The 26,569-nt window shown below is 44.6% G+C and carries 24 protein-coding genes; 4 read left to right on the top strand and 20 right to left on the bottom strand.

Going from position 1 to position 26,569, the window contains the following annotated elements; translation table 11 throughout:
• Window positions 1–66: 66 nt before the first annotated feature.
• From AC58P7_RS16140 to AC58P7_RS16185, 10 genes are all read right to left on the bottom strand, one after another.
• Complete coding sequence (locus AC58P7_RS16140; protein ID WP_497344519.1) at window positions 67–2,016, bottom strand: FAD-dependent oxidoreductase; 1,950 nt, start codon at window positions 2,014–2,016, stop codon at window positions 67–69.
• A gap of 150 nt (window positions 2,017–2,166) precedes the next feature.
• Window positions 2,167–2,340 carry a hypothetical protein gene (locus AC58P7_RS16145; RefSeq protein WP_497344521.1) on the bottom strand — a complete coding sequence of 58 codons (174 nt, stop codon included), beginning with the start codon at window positions 2,338–2,340 and terminating at the stop codon, window positions 2,167–2,169.
• Between the two features lie 84 nt (window positions 2,341–2,424).
• Window positions 2,425–2,865 (bottom strand): D-aminoacyl-tRNA deacylase, encoded by a 441-nt coding sequence (gene dtd / locus AC58P7_RS16150; protein ID WP_497344523.1) that lies wholly within the window; start codon window positions 2,863–2,865, stop codon window positions 2,425–2,427.
• A 30-nt stretch (window positions 2,866–2,895) separates the two neighbouring features.
• Complete coding sequence (locus AC58P7_RS16155) at window positions 2,896–5,082, bottom strand: RelA/SpoT family protein (RefSeq protein ID WP_497344740.1); 2,187 nt, start codon at window positions 5,080–5,082, stop codon at window positions 2,896–2,898.
• Window positions 5,083–5,267: 185 nt separating this feature from the next.
• Entirely contained in the window at window positions 5,268–5,780 is a 513-nt protein-coding gene (locus tag AC58P7_RS16160) for an adenine phosphoribosyltransferase (RefSeq protein WP_497344525.1), read from the bottom strand.
• Window positions 5,781–5,881: 101 nt separating this feature from the next.
• Entirely contained in the window at window positions 5,882–8,320 is a 2,439-nt protein-coding gene (gene recJ, locus AC58P7_RS16165; protein WP_497344527.1) for a single-stranded-DNA-specific exonuclease RecJ, read from the bottom strand.
• A gap of 65 nt (window positions 8,321–8,385) precedes the next feature.
• Window positions 8,386–9,339 carry a cation diffusion facilitator family transporter gene (locus tag AC58P7_RS16170; RefSeq protein WP_497344529.1) on the bottom strand — a complete coding sequence of 318 codons (954 nt, stop codon included), beginning with the start codon at window positions 9,337–9,339 and terminating at the stop codon, window positions 8,386–8,388.
• A 65-nt stretch (window positions 9,340–9,404) separates the two neighbouring features.
• Window positions 9,405–10,331, bottom strand: coding sequence for a protein translocase subunit SecF (gene secF / locus AC58P7_RS16175; protein ID WP_497344531.1), 927 nt, complete (start codon window positions 10,329–10,331; stop codon window positions 9,405–9,407).
• Window positions 10,321–11,553 carry a protein translocase subunit SecD gene (gene secD, locus AC58P7_RS16180; protein ID WP_497344742.1) on the bottom strand — a complete coding sequence of 411 codons (1,233 nt, stop codon included), beginning with the start codon at window positions 11,551–11,553 and terminating at the stop codon, window positions 10,321–10,323. Before secD ends, secF begins: the two co-directional genes overlap by 11 nt.
• A gap of 191 nt (window positions 11,554–11,744) precedes the next feature.
• Window positions 11,745–12,029 carry a post-transcriptional regulator gene (locus tag AC58P7_RS16185; protein WP_497344533.1) on the bottom strand — a complete coding sequence of 95 codons (285 nt, stop codon included), beginning with the start codon at window positions 12,027–12,029 and terminating at the stop codon, window positions 11,745–11,747.
• 160 nt (window positions 12,030–12,189) lie between these two features.
• Between AC58P7_RS16185 and spoVB the strand changes: the two genes are divergently transcribed.
• The gene (spoVB, locus tag AC58P7_RS16190) at window positions 12,190–13,755 is read left to right on the top strand and encodes a stage V sporulation protein B (protein ID WP_497344535.1); all 1,566 of its coding nucleotides are present in this window, start codon (window positions 12,190–12,192) and stop codon (window positions 13,753–13,755) included.
• A gap of 12 nt (window positions 13,756–13,767) precedes the next feature.
• Here spoVB and AC58P7_RS16195 read toward each other — a convergent pair whose 3' ends face one another.
• Complete coding sequence (locus tag AC58P7_RS16195; protein WP_497344537.1) at window positions 13,768–14,451, bottom strand: DUF421 domain-containing protein; 684 nt, start codon at window positions 14,449–14,451, stop codon at window positions 13,768–13,770.
• A 104-nt stretch (window positions 14,452–14,555) separates the two neighbouring features.
• Window positions 14,556–15,884 carry an ArsB/NhaD family transporter gene (locus AC58P7_RS16200; protein ID WP_497344539.1) on the bottom strand — a complete coding sequence of 443 codons (1,329 nt, stop codon included), beginning with the start codon at window positions 15,882–15,884 and terminating at the stop codon, window positions 14,556–14,558.
• A 111-nt stretch (window positions 15,885–15,995) separates the two neighbouring features.
• Here AC58P7_RS16200 and AC58P7_RS16205 point away from each other — a divergent pair, with 111 nt between their 5' ends.
• Entirely contained in the window at window positions 15,996–16,376 is a 381-nt protein-coding gene (locus tag AC58P7_RS16205) for a TIGR04086 family membrane protein (RefSeq protein ID WP_497344540.1), read from the top strand.
• 97 nt (window positions 16,377–16,473) lie between these two features.
• On the top strand, window positions 16,474–17,313 hold the full coding sequence (locus tag AC58P7_RS16210; protein ID WP_497344542.1) for a phosphatase PAP2 family protein: 840 nt from the start codon (window positions 16,474–16,476) through the stop codon (window positions 17,311–17,313).
• A 49-nt stretch (window positions 17,314–17,362) separates the two neighbouring features.
• Here AC58P7_RS16210 and yajC read toward each other — a convergent pair whose 3' ends face one another.
• The 8 genes from yajC to AC58P7_RS16250 form a co-directional block, all read right to left on the bottom strand.
• Window positions 17,363–17,677, bottom strand: a complete 315-nt coding sequence (gene yajC / locus AC58P7_RS16215) for a preprotein translocase subunit YajC (protein WP_497344544.1) — start codon at window positions 17,675–17,677, stop codon at window positions 17,363–17,365.
• A 15-nt stretch (window positions 17,678–17,692) separates the two neighbouring features.
• A complete protein-coding gene (tgt, locus tag AC58P7_RS16220) occupies window positions 17,693–18,832 on the bottom strand; it encodes a tRNA guanosine(34) transglycosylase Tgt (RefSeq protein WP_497344546.1) in 1,140 nt (379 codons plus the stop codon).
• A gap of 49 nt (window positions 18,833–18,881) precedes the next feature.
• On the bottom strand, window positions 18,882–19,961 hold the full coding sequence (gene queA / locus AC58P7_RS16225; protein WP_497344548.1) for a tRNA preQ1(34) S-adenosylmethionine ribosyltransferase-isomerase QueA: 1,080 nt from the start codon (window positions 19,959–19,961) through the stop codon (window positions 18,882–18,884).
• A gap of 9 nt (window positions 19,962–19,970) precedes the next feature.
• Window positions 19,971–22,172, bottom strand: coding sequence for a SpoIID/LytB domain-containing protein (locus AC58P7_RS16230; protein ID WP_497344550.1), 2,202 nt, complete (start codon window positions 22,170–22,172; stop codon window positions 19,971–19,973).
• A 170-nt stretch (window positions 22,173–22,342) separates the two neighbouring features.
• Window positions 22,343–23,350 (bottom strand): Holliday junction branch migration DNA helicase RuvB, encoded by a 1,008-nt coding sequence (gene ruvB, locus AC58P7_RS16235; protein WP_497344551.1) that lies wholly within the window; start codon window positions 23,348–23,350, stop codon window positions 22,343–22,345.
• A 32-nt stretch (window positions 23,351–23,382) separates the two neighbouring features.
• Complete coding sequence (gene ruvA, locus AC58P7_RS16240) at window positions 23,383–24,012, bottom strand: Holliday junction branch migration protein RuvA (protein WP_497344553.1); 630 nt, start codon at window positions 24,010–24,012, stop codon at window positions 23,383–23,385.
• A complete protein-coding gene (gene ruvC, locus AC58P7_RS16245; RefSeq protein ID WP_497344555.1) occupies window positions 24,009–24,512 on the bottom strand; it encodes a crossover junction endodeoxyribonuclease RuvC in 504 nt (167 codons plus the stop codon). The genes ruvA and ruvC overlap by 4 nt, the downstream gene beginning before the upstream one ends.
• Window positions 24,513–24,739: 227 nt before the next feature.
• The gene (locus tag AC58P7_RS16250; RefSeq protein WP_497344557.1) at window positions 24,740–25,393 is read right to left on the bottom strand and encodes a BofC C-terminal domain-containing protein; all 654 of its coding nucleotides are present in this window, start codon (window positions 25,391–25,393) and stop codon (window positions 24,740–24,742) included.
• Window positions 25,394–25,905: 512 nt separating this feature from the next.
• Here AC58P7_RS16250 and sigW point away from each other — a divergent pair.
• Window positions 25,906–26,517 (top strand): RNA polymerase sigma factor SigW, encoded by a 612-nt coding sequence (sigW, locus tag AC58P7_RS16255; RefSeq protein ID WP_497344559.1) that lies wholly within the window; start codon window positions 25,906–25,908, stop codon window positions 26,515–26,517.
• Window positions 26,518–26,569 lie beyond the last annotated feature (52 nt).

The raw sequence follows: 26,569 nt of genomic DNA on the forward strand, positions 1-26,569 counted from the left end.
CTTTGCCAACCACAAACTAAGAGCCTTACAGCCACATCTGATGCGGCAATAAGGCTCTTTATGTTGTTATGGCTTACCTGTTAAACCCATCTTCACGTCTCGAATTAACATGTATGTGTCGCCATTGGTTAATTTTTGCTTATCTGCAATCCCATTGATTGTTCCTGCCGTTAGCAATTTACTCTCTACAAGCTTCGCTTGTGCTTCAGCAACTGTGGCTTTGATGCCTAGGGCCTGTGTAAAGGTATAGCTAGCTTGCTCAAGAGTCAGCGGTATCTTGTCTGCATTATCAAGTTTTGCGATGGCTTGATTCACATCTCCCGTGAACGCATCTGGCTTCATTTTCCGTGCGCCGCCAACCAAATTGACCATACGTTTTGGATTAGCCGCGTCATCTAGGTGAAAGTTATTATCATACGCACCAGATGCCAAAGCAAGCATCAACGCGGTTTTCAAGCCCTCATATGATTTATGCTCCATGAATGGTTGAGGCTTAATCGTCATCGGCTGAACTTCCATGCCTTGCTTATTCAGCTGGGCTTGAAGCTTAGCTATACTCTCCTTGGACGCTGATAGCTGACGGAAGGTTTTATTCTCTGCTTTGGCCAAACTAACTGCTGCTCCAGCTGCTTCCCCCTCTGCCATGCCTGTAGGCATAACACGAGCGCTTCCATGCGGCAGTGTATCATAGCTTGCCGCTCTACCTACGACGAGTAAACCATCAATCTTCTGTGGCACGATACTGCGGAAAGGAATCGCGTATTGCTTTGGTTTACAAACAACATTACCTGAATCTGTTGGGGAAACCCTTTGGATATCGACTGGATATGAGCCGAAGCCGATGCGATCCCACTGATCCGCATTAGTGCATACATCCACAATGTTCAGTCTGTATTCGCCCTGCATATGACGTGTTTCCCTCACATAAAGCTCAGGTGCGGATCCATCCAGCTCAATCGTAGAAAACTCAGGAAATGTTTTCTTCATATAATCGACAATGTTAGGCAATTCCTTTTTCCCGATATCAAAAGCCTCTTGAACCGACTTCGGATCAAATGTGTCTACGCCAAAAATTTGCAAGGCATTAATTAGCACCGTATTATCATTTTGCCTACCCATATTGAGCCCTCTCATTTTGGCTCTTTCTTTATTCAGTGCAGGATAATTGCTCATTTCACTATACCCGAATACACTTACATCCGTTACACCCGTGCCTGAATTGTCATCGCCATTCAATCGTTTGGCCATCAGATTCCATACTTCAGGTGTGACGTTTTTCAAACGAAAAGCCAGCGTTACGGCCATTTTGGATTTTGGATCCCCGATATCCTCATGCCCCATTGTAAAAGGAACACCCGCTGCTGCTGCGAAATCGCCATCCTGTGTCGCATCGATGACCGAAGCCGCTTTAACGACTTGCGTACTTCCATTTTCAAGCGTGATCGTTGCGCCTTGCACCGCATTTTTATTTTGTGAAAGCAACGGATCTATCTCTTTCGTTTTCATTAGCACATCAATATTTTTTTCATTCTTCACGGCATCATAGAAGGCATTAGCCGCTGTATTGACATCGAAGGAATCCCCTTCGGTTTTGGCGTACCATTCAGAGAAATACCCTTTGTTCCAAACATCATCCTTGCCAAGCAAGTTTTTACTCGTGGAATAATTCATATCAAGAGAATTGATCCAACCAAGCGTCATCAATCCGCCTAGAATCTCACGATCTCGACCATCGACTAGCAGCGTGCTCAATCCATTCCGTGCAGCCGAAACCGCGGCCGCTACGCCTTCCGGATCGGTACCAACAACTATCACATCATAGGTATCTTTCGCCTTTTTCACCGATTTCACTTCTTCAATCGCCTGTTGCTGTCCGCTATGTCCTTTAGTGCTGTTATGGTGTTGATATTGATAATACATGGCAGCCGTTGCAGCTAGCAACGTAAGTACAATCAATATGCCCATCAACCAAAGCCATCCTTTGGATGAGGAGTTGTTGCGATTTGAATTTGCCATTACGACGTAAGCACCCACCTTATCTCCTGCATGTCTTACAATAATTCCATACGCTAGTTTACCACAATTTGCAGGTGTAGAGAAATTATGCCCTAATCACAAATAAAACCACGCAGGGCTGATCGAACAGCACACACGTGGTTTTATGAACTACCGATACGATTTTTTGGGGATACTCTTCATTTTTTCTTGATCAGACGTGAATTCTGCACTAATCTCAACATCTGAAAAGGAAGAAACTTGGCTCATCCGTTCAGCCATGGAGGTATGGAACAATTGCTGCAACGGAGCTGTCATGGCTTTGTTTTTAATGGATTGACGCATCTGTAGGCTCCTAACCGCTAGTTTATACTTTTTTAGTATAACCAGTGGGTGGACAACCTATCCTGAATGCGCCATGGCATCTGCTTATTTGCTATCGATTACTAGGGTAACAGGTCCCCAATTCGTCAGAGAAACATCCATCATTTCACCGAATGCGCCAGTTTCGACATGTAATCCCTGTTCCTTCAGGTATGCATTAAAACGATGATACAACGGCTCCGCCTGCTCGGGCCTTGCCGCTGACATGAAATTCGGCCGCTTTCCTTTACGACAATCCCCATACAGCGTAAATTGTGACACGGATAAAATTGCTCCGCCTGTCTCGACCACAGACAGATTCATCTTGCCGGTATCATCTTCAAAAATACGCAACCCAGCCACTTTGTCCGCTAGGTACTTCGCATCTTGCTCCGTATCCTCGTGGGTAATTCCGACCAGCAGCATCAACCCTTGCTCAATTCGACCGATGGTTTGATTATGGGCGGTTACTTCCGCACGTTTACAGCGTTGAACAACTACTCTCATCGTGATCTCCTTACTTTTTGCGGCAACAAGCTAGCTCTGCATAATACGTTGAACGGAATACACGTCTTTGACACGCTTTATTTTTTCTACTACAGACTGTAGATGATCAATATTTTTAATTAAAATGGTCATATGAATCGTTGCCATTTTGTTTTTATCGGAACGCCCAGAAACAGCTGAAATCATGGTCTTGCTCTCGGATACGGCTTGAAGCACTTCGTTTAAGAAGCCACGGCGATCATGTCCTGTAATCTCAATTTCCACATTGAAATTGGATTCAACAGCCTCCGCCCAATCCACTTCAATAACGCGTTCCTCTTCACCCATCGTGGTTGGAATGTTCGTACAGTCCGAACGATGGACAGATACACCGCGTCCACGTGTGATGTAACCAATAATGAAATCCCCTGGCACAGGGTTACAGCAACGAGCAAAACGTACTAGCAGGTTATCTACACCTTTGACACGTACACCGTTGGTAGGACGGCTTCTGCGCTCTGTAGCAGCAGGAGCTTTGACCTCTTTCACTTCGCTGCTCAGCTTAATAACTTGTGCTTCTTCTGCTTCTTTGCGCAACTTCTCCGTAAGTTTGGTACAAATCTGTGCCGCCGTAATCCCGCCAAACCCAACAGCCGAGAGCATGTCTTCTATATCACTAAAATTGAACTTCTTCGCTGCTTCTAGTAACTTGTCGTCGCTCATTAAGGTTGGAGGATCGATAGCTAAACGTTTCAGCTCGCGTTCGATCATATCCTTACCTTTTTCAACGTTCTCTTCCCGCTTTTCTTTCTTAAACCATTGCTTAATTTTGCTGCGTGCGTGCGAAGATTGCGCGATCTTGATCCAATCTTGACTTGGACCATAGGAATGCTTGGATGTTAAAATTTCAATGATATCGCCGGTCTTAAGCTTATGATCGAGTGGAACGATGCGCGAATTGACTTTGGCGCCAATTGTACGGTTCCCAACTTCGGTATGAATGCGATATGCAAAATCCAGCGGAACCGAGCCTGCCGGAAGCTCGATGACTTCTCCTTTTGGCGTAAAAACGAATACAAGATCAGAGAAGAAATCCATCTTCATGGATTCCATGAATTCAGACGCATCATTCGTTTCATGCTGAAGCTCCAGAATTTCGCGGAACCAGCTCATTTTATCCTCGAAGGTGCCCGATGGAACAACAGAACCGCCCTCTTTATAAGCCCAGTGTGCCGCGATCCCAAACTCAGACGTCCGATGCATTTCCCACGTCCGAATCTGAACCTCTAGCGGTTCACCCTTCGGTCCAATAACGGTCGTATGCAAGGATTGGTACATATTCGGCTTCGGCATCGCAATATAATCTTTGAAGCGCCCAGGCATTGGTTTCCATAACGTATGAATGATACCCAAAGAAGCATAGCAATCCTTAATGCCATCAACAATGACACGAAGCGCCATGAGATCGTAAATTTCGTTAAATTGCTTGCCGCGGGAGCTCATCTTTTTGTAAATACTATACAGATGCTTAGGTCTTCCAGAGATATCCCCTTGAATCCCCATTTCATCCAATTTCTCTTTGATGCTGTGAATCACATCTTCGATGTATTGCTCACGCTCTGTCCGCTTCTTCTGCATGAGGTTTACAATCCTGTAGTATTGCTGCGGATTCAAATAACGGAGGGCAATGTCCTCCATCTCCCATTTGATCGTGGAAATACCAAGGCGATGTGCGATCGGACAGAAAATCTCCAGTGTTTCTTCCGCGATGCGGCGCTGGCTTTCTTCCGATTGATATTTCAGTGTACGCATATTGTGTAGACGATCCGCAAGTTTGATCAAAATAACGCGAATATCCTGCGCCATTGCCACGAACATTTTGCGGTAATTCTCATTCTGCTGCTCTTCTTTGGATTTGAACTTTATGCGCTCCAGCTTCGTCAAACCATCAACGAGCATCGCACAGGTTTTCCCGAATTTATCTAGAACAGTTTCCAACGAAACTGTTGTGTCTTCAACAACATCATGCAGAAGCGCAGCGATCACCGAAGTGACATCCATCTGCATATTCACCAATATATCTGCAACAGCGAGTGGATGCAGAATATAGGGCTCACCTGATTTGCGCACTTGGCCATGATGGGCTTCATCCGCGAATTCATAGGCCTCCCGAATCCTCTGCAAATCATTCTCTTTCAGATAGGTGGCGGCCTTTTCCAGCAGCTGCTCTATACCCATGCATCTACCCATTCCCTTTAGTCGATTTTTATCCATTATGCCTGCAAGTCAGGCCCCTCGTCAACTATTCGCGTACATGCTTTCGACAAAAAGCATCATAGATGCCGTAAAAGCATAGCGTTCGGTCCCTAAAATGCTATGAAAAAGAGAACCGAATAACGTACATTCGATTCCCCAGACCTATCTTAATATTGAACAAGTGAGACGACATCAATACCATCGAACTTGTTGCGACCATCTAAATAAGTAAGCTCGATTAAGAAAGCAGCACCGACCACTTCACCGCCAAGCTGCTTGATCAAATCAACAGACGTTTGAATCGTTCCACCCGTTGCTAGTAAGTCATCAGCAATCAATACTTTTTGACCAGGCTTAATCGCATCCTTGTGCATAGCAAGCTTATCTTTGCCGTATTCAAGCGCATAATCAGCCTCAATCGTTTCACCAGGTAATTTGCCGCTTTTACGAATCGGAATAAAGCCAATACCCAATGCACAAGCCAGTGGAGCACCAATGACAAATCCACGTGCTTCTGGTCCCGCAATAACATCAATTTCCTTGTCTTGGATCAGTTGTTTTAATTGCTCAATGGCCTCTTTATATACAGGACCATTCTGAAGCAATGTTGTAATATCTTTAAATCGAATACCTGGTTGTGGAAAGTCCGGGATAACGCGAATGTAATCTTTGAAATTCATTAAGATTTCCTCCAATGTAAACTCTATTATTTTAGTAGAAAAGAAAGTATTCCATTCTTTATACTTTTGCTTCGCATCTACCTTGGTAAACGCGCTCGTCCTCAGAGGACGACGGATTCGTTTATCCTGGTGTGATCAGCGATCCATTGCTCCAGCTCTTTCGCTGAAGAATACATAACAATGGCTTCAACTTCTTGACGATGCAATCGATGCTGGTACAATCGTGATGTGGTTAAATCTCTTTTGGCAGGCGTTGCACTCAATGTAACCATATTATCATGTTTCACGACAAATTCTAATTCCTCAAAGACAGATAAAATAAAATGAATCATTCCGAGAGAAAGTCCAGAACGCTTACTAAAAGCCGTCATCATTCGGGTATCGTGTAATTGAAGTGACTTCTCTTTCTGCAAGGTGCCATAAAGCATCTTGAACATATCACGGGAAGGCAATGTATTTCCACTATCTTGCCCTAACTCAGCAAAAACGGGGTAACACCGCATCATACTTGTTGCCTGCTGAAGTACACCTTCCAAACTTGTAATACGACGAGGTAACGTGTACAAAATGACATCCTGCAACTCGCCGAACGCCATTGAACTTGCAGCTTCATTCCCTGGTCTCACTTGTTCTGTATCCTGCACAATCCAATACGGCACATGAGGACCGACCTGTGCAGCTGTTGACTGGAACAAAGCTACATCCGCTTCATCAAAAAGCACAATTCCTGGCGATCTTAGTGGCGCCGTTGGTCCCGCTGCAAGATTGTTCGTAAGCGCTGAAAGCTTCACATGCAATTGTCCCGTACCGCGCCAATCAAACACCTGCGTATGTGGGATGCGTAAATCCTGCATAATGATTTGCGGCTTCCGGACACCATTCCACTCATTGATCGAGAGTTCACCCAGCACATCGACCTTGGCCGAAGGCGCAATAAGTGTTGCCAAACTTCCTTTGCCGAAGCCTACAGCTTCAACCGAGCAGCTAATCTCATCTTTCGCTTGAGAAAGAGCCAGCTTCAAATGCTGTTTCTCCTTGCCCATAGTTCGAATTTCATCAAGACCTAGCTCCGTAAACATGAACTTCGGCGATGGATTTCCCATTCCGAATGGGGCCAGCAGCTCAAGTCCCTCAATGCTTGTAATCGGAACATCCGCTAGGTTGCACTGATTATCTACACGTAACACCGGTACGTAATCTTGCTCCGTTAAAGTTGCTCCTGCAAGCTCATTTAGTCGGAGTGCAAAAGCTTCAAGATGCCCGCTATCCAAGCTCATCCCAGCCGCAGCTTGATGACCTCCGTAGTGGTCAAGCAGATCTTTACAGGCTGTTAACGCCTTATGCAAATCGAAGCCTGCAATTGAACGTGCAGAGCCCTTGGCCATGCCCTTTTGTGGATCAATACTTAACACCAGCGTGGGCCGATAAAATTTCTCCACAATCTTGGAGGCAACAATTCCAACAACACCGACATTCCAATTCTCTTTGGCTACGACAATGACTTTATCCAAGCCTTTTGCTCTCTGCTCTTCTGCCATAACAAACGCTTCTTGGACCATATCCTCGACGATTTGTTGACGCTCTTTATTCAGCATATCCAATTCGAAGGCAATTTGCTCCGCTTCTTTTTCATCTGTAGTGGTCAGCAGTTTGACGGCAATGTCAGCCGCTTCTAACCGTCCACTCGCATTAATTTTGGGAGCAAGTGAGAATCCAATATGCCCAGCGGTAATCTCTTTCCGTTCTATACCAGATACACTGATTAGGGAACGAAATCCAACGTAATTGGAATCTTGCATGCGTGCTAACCCCATCTTCACGAGCAACCGGTTCTCACCTGTAAGCGGCATAAGGTCGGCAACCGTTCCAAGGGCTGCGAACTCAAGAAGCTCTTCTGGAAACCGTTCCAGCAACGCATGCGCAAGCTTAAACGCTACACCTACACCAGCTAATAATTTGTAAGGATACGAACAACCTGGCTTCTTAGGGTTAATGACAGCTAAAGCTTCAGGTAAGATTTCTGGCGGCTCGTGATGATCAGTTACGATGACATCTAAACCTAACTCTTGGCAATAGGCAATTTCTTGGACGGCGCTGATCCCCGTGTCCACGGTAATGAGCAACTGAACGCCTTGCTCTTTCGCTAACGCGATTGCACCGCGATTCAAACCGTAGCCTTCACGAATCCGATGGGGGATATACGTATCGAAATGAGCCCCTAACCCTTTTAACAAATGCGCCATTAGGGACGTGCTGCTGACACCATCTGCATCATAGTCCCCGTAGACACGAATCAACTCGTTATTTTGCAACGCTTTGCGAATTCGCTCCACAGCAGGAAGCATCCCGTCTAGCAAATAGGGATCATGGTAATCACCGATGCCACCTTGCATAAATTGTCTGGCCTCTGGCACGCTGCGGATATCTCGAAGTACTAGAATACGGGCAACCAACGGGTCTAGCCCCAGCTCACGTATAAATTCTTCTACAAGCGCTTCATCCGCATTTCCAATGTTCCATCTTGCTTTAGGTGCTAGCACTTGGTGGGTCCTCCTTGGCACTTTCCTAAGAAAATTTCATGATAAACTAAGACTTCCGATAACAATTAGTGTAAGACAGACGGCAGCTCACTTGCTTCCTCATCCCCCTGTTGTTTATAGGGATAGCCTGCATCATAGGGATTCACATGGATGAACACATTAGTCACATGATGATACTGTTTCATGAGCTGTTGTTTAATTTTCTTCGATACTTCATGTCCCTCCCAAACGGAGAGCCTTGGATTTACACTAATTGTCATTTCGACAATGACATAATGTCCATGCTCTCTAGCGCACAGGTCATCAACCGTAATAACACCAGAAATTCTTTGAACGACAGCAACGAAATCAGCTGCATCTTCTTGATGGAGCACGTTTTCTGCTGAAGTCGACAAGATTTTGCTAACAAGGGAGAACCCCATTTTACATATCAAAAGTGCAATGATTAGTCCAGCTACTGAATCTATGTAAGATACTGCAGAATAACCCATCGCTTGACCGAGCAGCGCTGAGAGTATACCTATGAGGGCTACAAAAGAAGAGTATATATCGGAACGGTGTCTTCGCGCATTGGCAATGAATTCCTTCGTTCCTAGCTGATTGCCAATCCGATTGATGTATTGGAACATGACTTCCTTCGCTAAAAACGAAACTCCAAGAACTGCAAGTGAATACAAATTGGGTTCATATTCTACATGGTTAATCAGTGATTTGGCAGTTGTGATTCCCATTTCAGCACCAATCACTAGAATCAGGACTGCAAGCAGAATGGAACCTACTGAATTTTTTTTATCCAACCCTCGGAAAGATACACTCGAAAACAGCGTCCTCGTTGTTCTTAATCTCAGGATGACAGCCCCTAACACACAAATACCTGCAAGTGATTGAGACGCCGCTGCGAGCAGCGCAATACTATGAGCCTGAAAGCCAACGATCCCTTTCAGACAAACCATCACGATAAGGAGGAGCATACCTACCCAAAGCGCATATTCTGTCTTCTGAAAACCCTCGTCATTCACGTGGACATTCCCCCCGAACGGATACAAAGGCCGCGCAACAATCACGCGGCCGGTTATTATGGTTATTACGCTGCAGCTTTCTTTTTAGAACGCGATAATGATTTTTTTTTGAACAAATACCACAAGGAACATGCAATAAAGATGGAAGAGTAAGCACCGCTCGTTAAACCAATTAACTTGGCCAAAGCGAACAGCTTAATCGACTGACTTCCAAAAATATACAAGCAACCAGCTGCAAGTAACACAACGAGAACGGTATTGATGTTCCGTGCCATCGTTTGCCAGATACTATCATTGACCAAGGCTATAAGATCTGCGTCTGTCTTAAGCTTTGCAAACCGTAGATTTTCACGGATTCGGTCAAAGATAACGATCTTATCATTGATGGAATAACCGATCGTAGTCAATACAGCCGCAAGGAACGGAAGGTTCACTTCGAAGCGGAAAATGGCAAACATCGCGATAACCATGAACGCATCGTGTAAAATTGCAATAATGGCCGCTAAGGCAAATCGCCATTCGAAACGGATACTGACATACAAGCAAATTAATACGCTTGAAATCGCAACAGCGTAAACTGCTTTAATTAATAATTCTTTGGCAAGCTGAGGATCAACCGTGTTGATTTCCTTCGAAACCTCTGCACTGTATGCCGATGCAAATGCTTTCTGAATCTTGTCCACTGTCGCATCGTCTAGCACATCATCGAAACGGATTGACACACGGTCACTGTTATTGCCTCCAATGGTTGGATCTGCATATTTGGACTTCACATCACCATTGGTCGTCAATCCATGCAAGATTTCTTCAACCTTTGTACTATCCAGCTGTTTACCCACAACTAGGTCAATATTCGTTCCTGCTTTGAAATCAACCCCGAAGTTCATGCCAGATGTTAAAATAACCACTAAACCGACGATAAGAATCACGGCTGATACGATGAAAAATTTATTGCGATTTTTTACAAAATCAAACTTATTCTTAGAGTCCACGGATGTCTGCCTCCTTCACACCGAAATAACTTGGCTTTTTGAGCAAATTACCTCGGATAATAAGATGCAGCAGCCATCTGGAGAACAAGACGTTCGTTAAGATACTGATAATAATACTCATCATCGTAATAACTGCGAAGCCGCGAATGGCACCATTACCTACATAGTAAAGTACGACACCCGCGATTAAATTCGTTACGTTCGCATCCATAATGGTACGGAAAGAATGTTTCGTTCCTGCCTTCAAGGAAGAAAGAATACTTTTGCCAGCACGGATTTCTTCGCGAATTCTTTCATACGTGATAATGTTTGCATCGACAGCCATACCGGCACCCAAAACAAGGGCAGCAATACCTGGCAGTGTTAGCGTTGCATTCATAAAGTCGAAAATAGCTAACAAAACCCAAACATACGTAATGAGTGTGAAAGCAGCAACAAGTCCTGGTACACGATAATAAAGCACCATGAACAGGAAGATGAGAACGGAAGCGATTAACCCCGCTCTAGCTGTCTCGTGTAAGGAAGCTTTCCCTAACGTAGCATCAACACGTTGTATGTATTTTTCAGTTAACTTTAGCGGCATAGCGCCCAAGTTAATCATTTTCGCTACTTTGGTAGCTTCGGTCACGCTAGTTTGTGTAATAATGGCAGAGTCGCTATCAATCGGGAAATTGACAGATGCCGTTGATTGAAGCGCATCATCCAAGTAAATGGATAGTGTGCTGCCAACGAGCTTTGTTGTAACTTCCTTGAATTTCTCTCTGCTTTTCATTTTAATTTCAACAATCGGTTGCTTCGAGTTCGGATCGTAGCTTAATTTCGCTGCATTCTCGACGAAGTCAGTTCCGTTCATGTAAACCGTTCCATCTGGACCTCTGAAAGTAAGTACAGAAGGCTTAGACATCAGGGTACGAACTTCTTCTTCATTTTCTACGCCTGCAAGACGAACACGGATACGATCTGATCCCTCTGGATAGACCTCAGGTTCAGCAACACCTAGTGTATCAGCACGCTTTGCAAGACTTTGTGCTGCTTCCGTAAGCGTTTCCTTCGTTAAAGGTTGTCCGGCCGCCAAAGGCTCTGCGGTGTACAAAATTTCAAATCCGCCTTTTAAATCCAAACCAAGTTTAATTCGGTCTACGAGTCCAGGGCTCGTTACTCCAACTGCGCCAAGAACAATGACAACCGTTAGAAAAAAGAACGAAATTCTTTTCCAATCCAGCATCTCTTGCTAGTCTCCCTTCAATACTCAATATGCCTATTATACTCAGGTCTGAAAAACGAGTCAATTTAAGTCGTTTCATGCAAAATAAACGGCTACACCGTCCTCTTTGGACGGATGCGTTTATCACGCAATATAGCCGACTTATTGAGCGAAGCATATATATTCTATATTGAAAAATAAGCCCATTCTTAGAATTGGGCCCCTCTATACATACTAATCGTCATCCAGTTCATAAACGCAGTAGATTTGAGCGACAAAATGTCATTTACGATTTGATGGAGAGAAGGCAACCCTGTTTTACGGTACTTATCACTGACACAATCCCATATATCCTTGCCTGTAACATGCTCATATCCAAGCAGAATAAATTCCTCTACCTTGCTCAAACATAAGTTTTCAATAATTTCATTCAGTTCATGGTCGGAAAGACCCGGACTCTCTTCTTCACTTCCGTTATCCTGTTCGTCATTCATGGGGGATCCTCCTAAGGCATCGTTTTACCTGTATGTTGAGTAATTCGAGAGTCATCCTGCATTTTCCTGCTGAATACGCCCTTGTCCTTAAAATCTTAGCATGAGCTTGGCCAGCTCGCGCATAGTCATAGGTATGACGTTATCGGAAGAGGGTATGGCAGTGACCAAGCAATCGTTTATTAGAGGTACAATGATCCTGCTCGCCGCAGGCATTTTGAATCGCATTCTTGGCTTCATACCCAGAATGACCCTACCGCGAGTCATTGGTGCCGAAGGCATCGGTATTTATCAAATGGGTTGGCCATTCTTATCTGTTATTTTAACCATCATCACCGGAGGCATTCCTGTCGCCATTGCCAAGCTGATTGCTGAAGCGGAAGCAGAGAATAATGAGACCCGTATACGCAGTGTACTGCGTATATCTTTAGCCATCACAATAACCCTAAGCATCATTTTTACTGTTATCTGTATCGTAGGTGCTTCATGGATCACTTCGCATTTGTTGACAGACTCACGTGTTTACTACACCTTCTTATGTATGAGTCCCATGATTCCCATTATTGGTGTCTCTGCCGTGTATCGCGGCTACTTTCAAGGCAGACAAAATATGATTCCCACCGCAACCTCACAAATTATGGAAACATTGATTCGCATTATAATGGTATTGGTTTGTTCGTATATGATGATACCTTATGGTATTGAATATGCGGCAGCTGGAGCGATGATTGGCGTCTTAGCAGGTGAAATAGGCGGACTTGCTGTCTTGGCTATTCATTTTAGATGGGATAAAAAAGCTTCACCGAAGTCACCTCTTGCTCAAATCGGAACAACGAAAACAACAGGACGACTAACGAATTTACGTAGAATCTTACGCATTTCCATCCCGATCACAGGAAGTAAACTCATTGGTGCCAGTTCCTACCTACTTGAATCGATTTTAATTGCTCAAAGCTTAGCGATCGCTGGTATTTCCACTTCCCTAGCAACCGCTCAGTATGGTGCCTTACAGGGGATGATTATTCCCATTATTCTTTTACCAAGCGCGCTTACTATGTCCTTATCCGTCTCGTTGATTCCTTCTCTAAGTGAGGCAGCTGCACGTAAAGACCTCAAAACGATTCATATGCGTTTGCATCAATCCTTGAAGCTCGCCTTAGTCACGGGTGCCCCATTCTCAGTCCTTATGTTTGTACTAGCTAAACCGATTTGTACCTATTTGTACAATCAGCCTGATGTAAGTGTTATGCTCAAAATGATGGCACCCATTGCGATATTTATTTATTTTCAAGCCCCGCTGCAATCTGCTCTGCAAGCATTAAATAAACCTGGTTCAGCACTAATCAACACATTGATTGGTTCATCTGTTAAGCTCATATTGATTTATTGGTTAGCCAGCAAGCCTGAAATGGGGATTCATGGAGCTGTATTTGCGATAAATGTCAATATTGTTTTAGTCACATTGCTGCATTGGAATAGCGTAGTCCGACTACTCAAATTCCGTATGGATGGCCGCAGTTTTGGCAAAATTGGTGCAGCCATGCTTCTCTCTGGCGTCATTTGCTATTTCATCATGTACGCGCCTTGGATCTCATTAACTTGGATTCGTTTTGTCTCTTCCTTACTTCTAGGGCTCTTCTCCTATATCTTCTTCATCACCATATTCCGGCTAATAAGTCCAAAGGATATTGGGCGCCTCCTGCATATGGGCAAAAAAATAATACGTTGAATCGCTCGCGGCTTACCTCTTGCGGTCCAGAAACATTCTTCCTCGATGATCAATCGAGCAATAAAAAACTTCTTTAAAGTCACGTGCGCCTTTATCTTGAAGCTGGTTTTTCAACCAAAACCTCGTTTGACCGATTTTCTCTAAATTATCATCCTGTACTTTACCATCCATAATAAGAGGCAGCGGCAAGCCTTCGTAGCGAATTCCTTTCACCTGTGAATCTCCAGCCCCTGTCTCTTTCTCATCTTTTTCTTTCTCGACAACACTCAATTTCCCCGAAGGCTCCAGTATGGCAAATTCCACATCCGCCACGTTCATAATTTTATTTTGTCTTAACTGCAGCATCAGATCATCTAAATTATAACGATGCTTCTTCATTTCCTCGCGGTTGAGCATTCCCTTATTGATGAGAATACTCGGTTTCCCGTCAAAAAGCACACGAATTGTGCGACTCTTTAACGTGATATAGGCAATAATTACTTGAATTAGCACCAACGTTCCCATTGGTAAAAGGCCATCCATAAGAGGTTTCTCCACATCTTCAAGCACGAAAACAGCAATCTCCGCAATCATGATAGAAATGACAAGATCGAAAAGCGACAGTTTACCAATTTCACGTTTCCCCATGATACGAAGCATGATAAACACGACAAAATAGATAAGCACCGTACGCAAAAAAATGGTCAGAATATCCATCACAACCTCCCTGATCTAAGCTCTTGCTTGTTCTCGGAGTTCACTGGTATTCTGACCGCCTACGCACTTCATCATGCAGATATTACGTATTCAATTGTTGGCAATTACAACAAGAATAATTTGAAATACAACGTAGAAATCAGCAGCAGCAGCAGACAAATCGGCGCAGCAACCACCACATACTCGCTTTGTTTTAGCTTTACTCCATCATAATAGGTAAAAGATGCCGCATATAAACTGGCAATTGAGCTTATCAACGTCACTCCGCTTCCGATACCGCTTCCGACGATCAATGACCACCATATCGGCTGACTAGATACCTCTAAGACTTGTTCCATATGGTCGACAATCGGAATTATGGCTGCTATGAAAGGGATATTGTCCATCATGGCAGCACCAAATGTATTGAGCCATAACAGCAAAATCGATAAAAACGGGATACTCCCTTGGCTAAGCTCAAGTCCTCTGGTTGCAACGAACCCCGTAAAGCCCGAATACGTTAAGCCCCCTACCATAATGAACAATCCTAAGAAATAGAGCCATTGTGTTTCTTTCAGATGATGCCAGACCGCACCATAGTCTTTGCTTTTGATAAGGTCTAGTATGTCTTTGTAATTCATCCCGAGTAAAGCGAGCGCTCCGCAGGCTGCAATGTAGGCTGGGCTCCACGCTAGCACACTATGGAGGCTCACTATAACAATTGTCAAAAGAGTTATCCCACTACTTCCTATAACATATCCTCTATTTGCAGATAAATAGGAGCTAGGCTTTAAACTGAGTAGTTCGCGCATATAAGCTTCGGCTGCAACCAATCGCTTGCGATAGATCAACCACATAATGAGATAGACCACAGCCAATAAAAAGCAGATCAGAGGTAACAGACGGATAAACATGTCCCCCGCCGAAATGTGTCCAGATGCCCCTAGCATACGGCTAGGAAGATTTCCCATGATGGTGGCTGCACCACCGATATGTACGGACAATAGCATAGAAATCAGAAATGGAGCTGGGAGCAATCTCATCTTCTTAGAAGCAACAATGATGAAAGGTACGATGACAACGACAGCCATTAAGCTGTCCAACAGGGCAGAAATGAGGGCCGCAAGAAGCGATAAGCTAATAATTAGCGTTAGCGCCCGCATCCGGTATTTTCGAACGATTGAACTCACAATATACGAAATAATACCTGTTTTTTGAAAAAGGCTGGAAATAATGAAAAGGCTCACGAGATAGATCAATATTGGCCAATTCGCGTAGCTCGTTACTGCCTTTTGAAGTGGTATGATGCCTAAAAGCAGCATTAAACAGGCTCCACCTAGTGCAGTGTAGATCCGATCCCATTTTTCAATCAATATACAAACATATGCCGCCGCGAAAATGATAAGCGCCGCTACGGCTTGCCACATAGCTGGACCTTGAGAGAATTCAGTCATAAATAATCACACTCCTTTGATCTATAGTTTGTACTAATTCTATGTGCTTGGCCATACAATGATGATAATGAAGCGTTCGAATATAGGAAAGGAATGATGCCTGTGAACCCTATGAAAACGGTCAGTCAGGTTCGAATAACATCGCCTTTATTTTCAGGACTCGTCTACTCATTTACGATGATGACGATCGGAACCATCGTGACCTCCTTGTTTTTGCTTTTAACGAGCACACAAGAAAGCTCTTTGCACACCTTAACAACCATCATCCACGCAGTCTCGTTATTTATTGGAGGATGGGTTTCAGGTAAACGAGCCGGAAGCCGCGGCTGGTATCACGGGGGCATGGTTGGCGTCTTCTATTTCATTCTTATTTTCTTAGTCGGTTTTCTAGCATTTGATGCTGGATTGAATCTTCAATCCCTCAAATTACTTGGCATTTTATTCGCATCTGGGGCGCTCGGAGGCATGCTTGGTGTAAACACGCAAAAATAAGTCTTTTCAGTGAAGTTTGCACTCCCCCCCCTTTGATTGTGGTATAATGTCATAGTTATTGCCGCACAAAACTTCCAATAAATAGGGGGGAAACACCATGAGCCCTTTTCAATCTATGACACACGCTACAGTCTATATTGTACTTACAATTTTCGCTTTTGTAATCATTGCGACACGAAAGAGCCCGTACACCATTGCGAGTAGCTTCGTTCAAGAAATATTCACCTCACGAAAGTACCTTTTTCACTTTATTGGCATGCTGATGATTCTCATGTTCAACAAGTTCGAAATGTCCATTGAAAAAGGTATGCAATACAGAGCCGATTTTACGAAGTCGATTTATAGCATTGAAGGTGACTTTGTAGCGTCAATTCAAACCTTTTTTCACAATGATATCCTAACGGCTATTTGTAGTTACTTTTATGTAATCATTTTTCCATCTCTCATGATTACATCGATTGCACTGTATACGTACCAGAAGAATCACAAGCTCTTCTACGCTGTCTGTTACGCTCTAATGTTCAATTATATGATCGCTATTCCATTTTATCTCTTTTTCCCAGTGAATGAAGTATGGTCTTTCCACCCAAAAGTGAATTTACTTATCTTAGATGTGTTCCCAACGTTTGAGCAAGATTATAGACCCTTGTCTGGTCTCGACAATTGCTTTCCAAGCTTACACACATCGATTTCTGTCTCGATGGCCGTCATTGCGGTTAGGAGCCGTAATATGTTCTGGAAGGTTTTTGTTCCATGTGCCGCGGCATTTATTATCTTCACGATTTTCTATCTAGGCATTCATTGGTTGTCCGATATGTGTGCCGGTATCGTACTCGGTGTAGTAGCAGCACGAATGGGTCTACGCATTGCCGAAGGCCGCCTCATCCTTGGGGAACGCGCATTACTCAAACGTCGATTAAAGAATAATGAATACTAAGCAAACAAAAAGCGAGAGCCTATTATAGGACCTCGCTTTTTTCAATTTTCTATTCCTTCGCAGATTGGGTTTGTGCAACCGCATTAACTGCAGAGCGATCAAATGTTAATTTGGTAACATCGTTTACACGAATTACACAAATGTCATCCGTAATTTCCACGATCGTTCCGTGAAGCCCGCCAATCGTGACAACCTTATCCCCTTTTTTCAATCCTCCGAGCATTTGACTACGTGTTTTCTGTCTTTTTTGCTGTGGACGAATAAGTAAGAAGTACAGAACTACGAACATGAGCACTAAGGGCCCGTATGTATACAAATATCCTACTGCACCAGTGCTTGCAGTATCGTCAGCCAATAGAAACATAGGTATCCTCCTCTCTTAGAATCCTCTTTCATTATCATTCAGCCCGTAAGCAGCAAAGAAGGAATCACGGAAATCAAGTAAACGATCTTCCTTAATGGCTTCTCTGACCTCACGCATAAGCTGTAGTAGAAAGTGAAGGTTATGTATCGTTGTCAATCGAATACCAAACGTTTCATCCGCTTTGATGAGATGGCGAATATAAGCTCGGCTATAATTGGTACACGTATAGCAGGAGCATTTCGCATCTAAGGGCCCAAAATCTGTCGCATATTTGGCGTTACGAATGACCAACCTCCCCGTGCTAGTCATGCATGTACCATTCCTAGCAATCCGTGTCGGTAACACGCAGTCGAACATATCAATGCCTCGGATAGCGCCTTCAATCAAGGCATCTGGGGAGCCAACACCCATGAGATAACGGGGCTTGTTCACAGGCATAAGCGGTGTCGTGTAATCTAGCACTTCATACATCAAATGCTTAGGTTCACCCACACTCAGTCCACCAATAGCATACCCCGGGAAATCCATGGAAGTCAACTGCTCGGCGCTCAGCCTGCGTAGATCTTCATGCATGCCTCCTTGAATGATGGCAAACAAGCCTTGGTCCTGCGGTCTAGCATGACTTTGCAGGCAACGCTCTGCCCACCGTGTCGTACGCTCCAACGATTTTTTCACATATTCATACTCAGCAGGGAAAGGCGGACATTCATCGAATGCCATCATGATATCAGAACCAAGCGCATTCTGAATTTCCATCGCTTTTTCCGGTGAAAGAAATAGCTTGTCTCCATTCAAATGCGATTTAAATTGAACGCCTTCTTCGGTAATTTTACGCATATTGCTTAAGCTGAATACTTGAAAACCACCACTGTCCGTCAGAATGGGACGATCCCAATTCATGAACTTGTGTAATCCGCCAGCTTCTTTCACAATCTCATGTCCAGGGCGAATAAACAAATGGTACGTATTACTCAAAATGATTTGCGCGTCCATCGTTTTCAATTCTTCTGGACTCATCGTCTTCACCGTTGCTTGTGTGCCCACTGGCATAAACGCGGGCGTTTCTATAACGCCATGCGGAGTGTGAACGCGGCCCAAACGAGCGCCGGATTGTTTACAGGTTTTAATCGATTCATAGGTTACTGCTGCTGTCATCATATCCACTTCCTATTCTAAGCTTGCTCTTCTCGTTAGTTTACTTTCCTTAATAAATGAACATGGCATCGCCAAAGCTGAAAAACCGATACTGCTCTTTCACAGCCTCCTCGTAGGCCTTCATCACATGCGTTTGTCCCGCTAATGCGCTAATGAGCATGAGCAGCGTCGACTTCGGAAGATGGAAATTCGTCAACAACGCATCGACGACACCGAACGAATACCCAGGATAAATAAAGATAGACGTCCATCCTTGCGAGGGCTGAATGATTAAAGGCTCGCCCTCTATGTAGCTTGGCTGCTCTCGACTCAACCCTGCGGCTGTCTCAAGTGTGCGTGCAGATGTCGTACCAACCACAATGACACGTTTACCTGCTGCCTTGGTTTCATTAATTAGTGAAGCTGTTTCCGCTGTAAGTATGTAATATTCGGCATGCATTTGGTGATCTTCAATCTTGTCTACAGATACAGGACGAAAAGTACCTAGACCTACGTGCAGCGTTACAAACGCAAGTCGCACACCTTTGGCACCAAGCCTAGCCAAGTAGTCTTCCGTGAAATGCAGGCCCGCGGTTGGCGCGGCGGATGACCCTTCATGCTTCGCATAGACGGTTTGATAACGCTCCCGCTCCGATAGCTGCTCCTTGATGTAAGGCGGTAGCGGCATTTCTCCTAATTGATCGAGAATCTCATTAAAAATACCGGAATAACGGAATTGCAGCACGCGCGCTCCCATTTCTCCCACTTCCACCACTTCCGCAGTTAACAGCGGTTCCTTATCATCAGCAGCCGTCGTACCGAATACGGCTACCGCTCCTAATTGCATGCGTTTCCCCGGCTTGACTAAAGCCTCCCACCGATCCTCGCCTAGCGGCTTCAGCAGCAATAATTCGACTTTAGCGCCCGTGTCTTTCTTCATACCAAAAAGCCGTGCTGGAATGACTCGTGTGTCATTCATCACGAGTAAATCCCCGGCTTCTACGTATTCAATCAGATCTTCAAACGTGCGATGAGCCATTTCACCTGTTTCTTTATTCAAAGTTAGTAGTCTAGACGCCGTGCGTTGCAGCAACGGCGTCTGGGCAATCAAAGATTCAGGTAATTCAAAATCGAAAGCTTGTACTTCCATCTTTTATATTCATTCCTTCGTTATGTTGACCCCAGTATAATACGTCTGAAGTATTTTTTTGTAATCGTAACCCATCTCCGCAAAGCCTTTTGCCCCCCATTGGGACATACCTACGCCATGCCCAAAGCCTTTTCCACGAAAAATAATAGGACTGCCAAGTAGTGTAGTGGATCCTTTTGGTGGAATGCCAGAAGTTCCACTCAAAACGGGCTTACTAACACCCTTACTACTTATCGTCATGATATCCGTTTTCTTCACAGCAGTGGGTTGTGATTGTTTCCCAGATAACACATAGACACTATCTGTCGTCCCAGTGCTCGAAACAATGCCCGTGCTGCTCAGGAAAGCTAAGCTTGCAACATTAGAGCTAGTACCAGTATAACTGCCAGCTCCTTCTATTTCAAACAGCGTGCTTGGTAATCCACCAAGTGCGCTCCGAATGTCATCGGGATTCTTCACATTGACAACAACACCGTTCGCTTTCAACTCGATAGCGCGGCCAGAAGGCCCTCTTTTGGAAACTTCAAGTGATGTTAATTCTCCGTTGATGGGAGTTTTCGTAAATGACTCAAGCTTACTTTTGATTTCACTTAATGTAAAAGGGCCTCTAATCCAAGAATAAGCATTCGATTCCCTCTCTTGACCAAGAATCACGACTTTCTCCTTCGCTGCAAGCTTCGCGATGGCTGGATTTGCTACGTTATCAACGTACGGAGCTAGACGGACATTCACATCCTGCTCTGTCGCTTCGTAAATTGCCTTACCAGACTTATCCTTTTGTCCACTATCCTTCACATACAAACTATGTACAAAGCCGATTCGACCGTCTGCCAATTGAATCTGATACCAGATGGCTTTACCCTGTTCAGCACCTTCATCTGGACTTGCAACGCTGCGCAAATAATCAACAGAATTGCCCCAAGCCTCTGTAGAATCTGCGGTCTTCCCACCTGCATTCGATCCAAATACAGGTAAAATCAAGGCACCGCGTTTATCTGACATCACTTCATCCTTCGTGGCATCAACCGCTTGATTACCAGCCGTAAATTCTTTATCCAAACCGTAATAAGCCTGGTCCAGCGTTGTATCCGTGACCTGAGCAATCTCATATTTATTCCCTTGATAAATGGCATACGTACGCGCCGCAACAGCTTGCGCCTTCAATGCTTCTGCTGGCCATTGCGCGTTAAGTTCAGCGCCAATGACCCCGTATAAGTACTGCTCCATGGGAACTTCATTCACCAAAGCCAGTCGGTCATGATATGTGCTTATCTCCATGTCTCCCCGGAAACTGCGGTCCAACCGCTCCTTCACAGCTATGCCTTGTTTCTTAGGATGCAGCACCGTTTTCTGCTCTCCTATACCTGTCGAATAATGGGTTACAGCAATTGTAGGACTGCTTGAGGACGTAACATCCGACCTGCGAATCAAATAGACAGCCTTCGTATTCGCAGCTTGGAGAGGTGTGTTGGGTGCAGCTTTCAGTGCTGCTTGCTTCACAGCCTCTAGTTTAGCATCTGTTGCCTCATTACCTACCCAAACGCCGAAGCCAACTTTCCCCATTGCATCTGCCTGTAAAATCAAATCAGCTGTAACACCAGCTTGCGTGTACACACTGATTTGCTGCTGTGCAGCAGCCTCTGTAGCAAAAGTACCCGCACTCAGATGCAGTGGGCCACTGATCGCAGGTGCAGCCAATTTCGTTAAGGCAGCTACCGTTGGGTCTTTCAGCGCTTGGGCTGCCGCAGTTTCTGCTTCAGCCTTCGTAGGCAGATTCCCATAGTAAACTTGGTACACATTTTTACCCAACTTTTCACGACTTAACACGTAGCTTTCCTCTGCCATTACGGCTAGCTTAGTGTTTAGTGTCTTTGCCGCTGTGAAATCTGACGTTTCTAACATCAGCATACTATATTGATCTAATGACATCCGAATCGCTGTATCCGAAACGGAAGCCCATGGCTTCGTCTCCGTATTCGCTGAACTGCGAACACTGATATCAAAACCGCCTGGGGATGATAGTGAAACTAGCGGCTCTATCTTTTTATATTTGGTAGCATTAATCACAAGTGCAACGCGAATCTGATCCAAATGCTTACTTGCTTCCGCATTAGCCTCAGATCCCCCATATGAAATGGCTGTAAACGTTAAAGCTGCAGTCGTTATGATGGCAATACGCTTAGGGTTAATCAGCTTATGTATTCCGAACATGAAGGTATCGAATCCTTTCTTTCTCGTTCATCTAGTAATGTAGACTCTAGCAAGAGATAGAAGTTTTGTTTGCGCGCATAAAAAATTGACAAAAAAAGCTCTTGCCCGCCCTTTCAGCAGCGGCAAAAGCTTACAATTGTCATTCCATTAAAAAGATGAACCGAAATGATTTAACGTTGCTCTGGTATTGGTAAACCAAGATGGTGATATGCCTGCGGTGTCACGGTACGACCTCTAGGCGTACGCTGCATAAAACCGATCTGAAGTAAATACGGCTCATATACATCTTCAATCGTTTGACTTTCCTCACCGATGGTTGCTGCTATAGTCTCGAGCCCGACAGGGCCTCCTTGGAAGCTCTGAATAATGGCACGTAGCATTTTATGATCGATTTCATCAAGTCCCAGGTCATCAACTTGTAAGAGTCGAAGCGACTCTTTCGCTAACTCCATCGTGATGATGCCGTCGCCTCTCACCTGAGCAAAGTCGCGTACCCGCTTCAATAATCGGTTCGCGATACGCGGAGTTCCACGCGAACGCATGCCGATTTCGCGGGCAGCATCACCAACGATGCCGACCTGCAGGATGTCCGCTGTCCGGCTAACGATGTAGCTGAGCTCATCCACCGTGTAAAACTCCAGACGACTAACCACTCCGAAACGGTCGCGCAAAGGCGCAGAGAGCAGCCCTACACGCGTCGTAGCGCCGATCAAGGTAAACGCCGGCAGGTCGAGGCGCACGGAACGTGCACTTGGGCCCTTGCCGATAATAATATCAAGGGCAAAATCCTCCATCGCTGGATATAATACCTCTTCCACCGTCCGGTGGAGTCGGTGAATCTCATCGATGAAGAGCACATCGCCTTCCTGCAGGTTCGTCAGGATGGCTGCTAGATCCCCAGGTCGCTCAATGGCAGGACCTGAGGTCGTACGAATATTCACACCAAGCTCATTGGCGATAATGTTGGATAGTGTCGTTTTACCGAGACCAGGCGGCCCATACAGGAGTACATGATCTAGGGCTTCTTTCCTCATCTTCGCAGCTTCAATATAGATCTTGAGGTTCTCCTTCGCCTGCTTCTGGCCGATATATTCAGCCAAATAACGAGGACGCAGACTATACTCGACCACATTGTCCTCCATCATAAAATTAGCCGATATGATCCGGTCATTGTCCATGGTGTCCCTCCTAAATTTGCACGTTCAGTTTCTTACATCGTAAATAAAGCCTGCAACGCAAGCTTCACTAGGACATCAACGGAGTCGGAAGGTTGCGCTTTGGGTTTCACTTGCAGCCACGCACGATCCACTTCTGCCTCTGTGTAGCCAAGTGTCATTAACGCTTCCTTCGCTTCGCTCCAAGGCAAACCACCTTCGGTTAATTGTGCTGATCCGACAACACTTAATGCGACTGCAGCTTCCGGACTTGAGAAGCTCACAGAGCCGAGCTTATCTTTCAAATCTAGTATAATGCGTTGAGCTGTTTTCTTTCCAATACCAGGAAGCTTCGTTAGAAACGCTAGATTCTCTTGGCTAATCGCCAGGATGACCGCTTCAGGTCTTCCACCCGCTGCCAGAATACCTAGCGCTACCTTAGGACCAATGCCGCTCACATCTAATAATAAGCGGAATAAGGACTGTTCGTCACGTGTGATAAAACCAAACAACAGATGAGCGTCTTCTCGCACGTGATAGTGGATGAACATCGTGACATCCTCGTTTTCCTTATGCGAAAGGGCATACGGATTTGGACAGAATACCCGATAACCCACACCATTCACATCAAGAACTGCATAATCACTTTCACGAAGAGCAACCTTACCTCGTAAGAAATCTATCATCGTTTCCCAACCTCGTTTATCCTAGTTTGAAGTGCAGAGGAATGAGCATGACAAATAGCGATAGCCAGCGCATCCGCGACATCATCTGGCTTCGGCACTTGTGACAGCTTCAGCAAAATTTTGACCATTTCCTGCACCTGCTTCTTCTCTGCATTCCCATATCCAACAACAGCTTGTTTGACTTGAAGTGGCGTATATTCAGCAATCGGTAACCCAGCCTGGACACCTGCAAGTATCATTACACCTCGCGCTTGTCCTACTGTGAATGCCGTTGTAACATTTCGATTAAAAAATAATTTCTCAATGGACATGACATCTGGCTTATATTTCTCTATCAATTGCACCGTAGCGTCATAGACATCCTTCAATCGGATACCAGGATCCGTATGTGCTTCCGTTTGAATCGAACCATATTGTACCGGAACTAGCTTGCTGCCGATTTTATCAATAAATCCAAAGCCTACGATCGCGATCCCTGGATCAATCCCTAGAATACGCAAAGTATTTCTCTCCCATCTTTAAAAAAAGCGAACATATGTAGTCATTTCCATTATAGCAGACAAAATAAACGGCTACAACGTACATCTTGGACTTGTCGGAGTGTTTATCACGAAATATAGCCGACTTCTCGAGTGACACATATAAGTTCTATATTTCAACAAAAAAAAGAGATAGACTCGGGAAATCCCGAAACTATCTCTTTGATTTTATCTATGTGATGGTTTGGCTAGTGTCTTGAAATTGCACCTTCTGTCATTTCTATGGCATAATCGCTAAATGTAGATAATACGCTATTATACTCCTCTATATCGGAGACTCGAATTCCTTCATGCAGCTGTGCTACGGTATCTCTGGGTAAGCTGCTTTCTAACTGCTCTATATTTAGTTGAAAAAAGGTTCGAATGATATGATTATTGGCAGGGGTCCCATCGAATAACGACAGATTGCTGCTGCCATCAATTCCGAAAACTGCCCTTTCTTTGCAGTCTGGAGATAGATCTTCAATGTTTTCCGTAAAAACAACCTTTCCTGTTGCCTCGATGCTTAGCCGCCAGCTCGGATGTTGTTTCTGCAGGGAGAGTAATTCTTGTGACGTATGCGAACCCAACTGACTGCGTTCTTCGCCACAAACATAGGACTTGAGCAAATAGCTTTCTCTGCGATCCGTAATGGTTTGCAACTGCTTTGTTGCTTCCTGAAGACGTACATCATCTTCCGGCATTAAACCAGCGATTGTCGCTCGAATGGCACCTTTCGGGTTGAGGGCGTCATTATCACCTTGGTAGCTATTTGACGCATATACTAACCAGGTAACTATGCCAACCAGCACGAACATTCCTAGGGTCAACCAACTGCGCTTCCAGCGTAGCCTTTTTTTCAATTGCTTCAAGAACCGATGTACATTCACGTTATCCCCTTCTTCTTGTTTTTTCGTATTGTTTCCATTTGCCAGAAGCACTATACATCATTTACCATAGAAGAGAAGGAAACCAATCAAGACGGATGGTGAACGCAACCATGAACGGAAGAAAACCAATTAAACGCACAACCCTCCTTATTATCGGTGTAGTCTTATTCTGGGGGAGCGTAGTTTTATGGAACGAAATTCATAAGGATGGGTCTGGAGCAACGAATATGACGAAGACAACCTCTGTCACCCATTCATCTCCAAGTCCACATTCCTAATCGTCACGAAACCTACAATATTTCGGCAACAAATGGTTATAAAAGCGCTCTAACTCGCATTTGAATTTGACTGTTGCCACAGAAATGATATAGTCAAAGATAGATGAAAAACTCTCATTGGCATGCAAGAAAGACGATATATATGAAATACACAACAGAGACCGCATTACACCATCTCTAAACGACATCTCTAAGGAGGGAAACATCATGAATGTGGCAGAACTTCAATTAATTCAATTATCCAGACGGGGCGATCGCAACGCTTTCGTGGAATTAGTCGAGCTCTATCGTAATAAAATTCAAAAGCTTGCTTTTCGGATGCTGCATAACCGTCCTGATTCGGAGGATATTGTCCAAGAAACCTTTATCCGCGTTTATTTGAATTTGAACCACTTTGATGAAAGCCAGAATTTCTCAACTTGGATTTATCGGATTGGAAAAAATGTGGCCATAGATTTGTTGCGGAAAAAGAGACCTGTTCAATCCCTCGATGCGGAGCTGGGTGATCTCGATGACGATTACAGCTACTATAGTAAGCTGGCCAGTCAAGATCAATCACCGGAACACGTCGTGCTCCAAACCGAAGTTCAAGAGCACATGCACGCATCCATAAATAAATTAGCGGATAAGTATAAGGGGATTATCACGCTCTACTATTTAGAGGAGCTTTCTCTTCAAGAAATTAGTGAGCGACTAAACTTACCGATTACAACCGTGAAAACTCGCTTGCACCGCGGGCGTGAGCTCCTCCGCAAAAAGTGGGGAATGAATTTCGTGATTGGTTTAATGACCTTCTTCACACTGGGCATGATCGCTTGATTCGTCCCTTATCACACATACCAAAGAAGCCTCTAACCACGCTGTCTATCGT

The sequence above is a fragment of the Paenibacillus sp. J22FR5 genome, from assembly GCF_059691975.1.

What these genes read in the sequence shown, in the direction of transcription:
- AC58P7_RS16140 (WP_497344519.1), bottom strand. Translation starts at nt 2,016, where the DNA reads ATGGCAAATTCAAATCGCAACAACTCCTCATCCAAAGGATGGCTTTGG.
- AC58P7_RS16145 (WP_497344521.1), bottom strand. Translation starts at nt 2,340, where the DNA reads ATGCGTCAATCCATTAAAAACAAAGCCATGACAGCTCCGTTGCAGCAA.
- dtd (WP_497344523.1), bottom strand. Translation starts at nt 2,865, where the DNA reads ATGAGAGTAGTTGTTCAACGCTGTAAACGTGCGGAAGTAACCGCCCAT.
- AC58P7_RS16155 (WP_497344740.1), bottom strand. Translation starts at nt 5,082, where the DNA reads ATGGGTATAGAGCAGCTGCTGGAAAAGGCCGCCACCTATCTGAAAGAG.
- AC58P7_RS16160 (WP_497344525.1), bottom strand. Translation starts at nt 5,780, where the DNA reads ATGAATTTCAAAGATTACATTCGCGTTATCCCGGACTTTCCACAACCA.
- AC58P7_RS16185 (WP_497344533.1), bottom strand. Translation starts at nt 12,029, where the DNA reads ATGAATGACGAACAGGATAACGGAAGTGAAGAAGAGAGTCCGGGTCTT.
- AC58P7_RS16195 (WP_497344537.1), bottom strand. Translation starts at nt 14,451, where the DNA reads ATGGATATTCTGACCATTTTTTTGCGTACGGTGCTTATCTATTTTGTC.
- AC58P7_RS16200 (WP_497344539.1), bottom strand. Translation starts at nt 15,884, where the DNA reads ATGACTGAATTCTCTCAAGGTCCAGCTATGTGGCAAGCCGTAGCGGCG.
- AC58P7_RS16205 (WP_497344540.1), top strand. Translation starts at nt 15,996, where the DNA reads ATGAAAACGGTCAGTCAGGTTCGAATAACATCGCCTTTATTTTCAGGA.
- AC58P7_RS16210 (WP_497344542.1), top strand. Translation starts at nt 16,474, where the DNA reads ATGAGCCCTTTTCAATCTATGACACACGCTACAGTCTATATTGTACTT.
- yajC (WP_497344544.1), bottom strand. Translation starts at nt 17,677, where the DNA reads ATGTTTCTATTGGCTGACGATACTGCAAGCACTGGTGCAGTAGGATAT.
- tgt (WP_497344546.1), bottom strand. Translation starts at nt 18,832, where the DNA reads ATGACAGCAGCAGTAACCTATGAATCGATTAAAACCTGTAAACAATCC.
- queA (WP_497344548.1), bottom strand. Translation starts at nt 19,961, where the DNA reads ATGGAAGTACAAGCTTTCGATTTTGAATTACCTGAATCTTTGATTGCC.
- AC58P7_RS16230 (WP_497344550.1), bottom strand. Translation starts at nt 22,172, where the DNA reads ATGTTCGGAATACATAAGCTGATTAACCCTAAGCGTATTGCCATCATA.
- ruvB (WP_497344551.1), bottom strand. Translation starts at nt 23,350, where the DNA reads ATGGACAATGACCGGATCATATCGGCTAATTTTATGATGGAGGACAAT.
- ruvA (WP_497344553.1), bottom strand. Translation starts at nt 24,012, where the DNA reads ATGATAGATTTCTTACGAGGTAAGGTTGCTCTTCGTGAAAGTGATTAT.
- sigW (WP_497344559.1), top strand. Translation starts at nt 25,906, where the DNA reads ATGAATGTGGCAGAACTTCAATTAATTCAATTATCCAGACGGGGCGAT.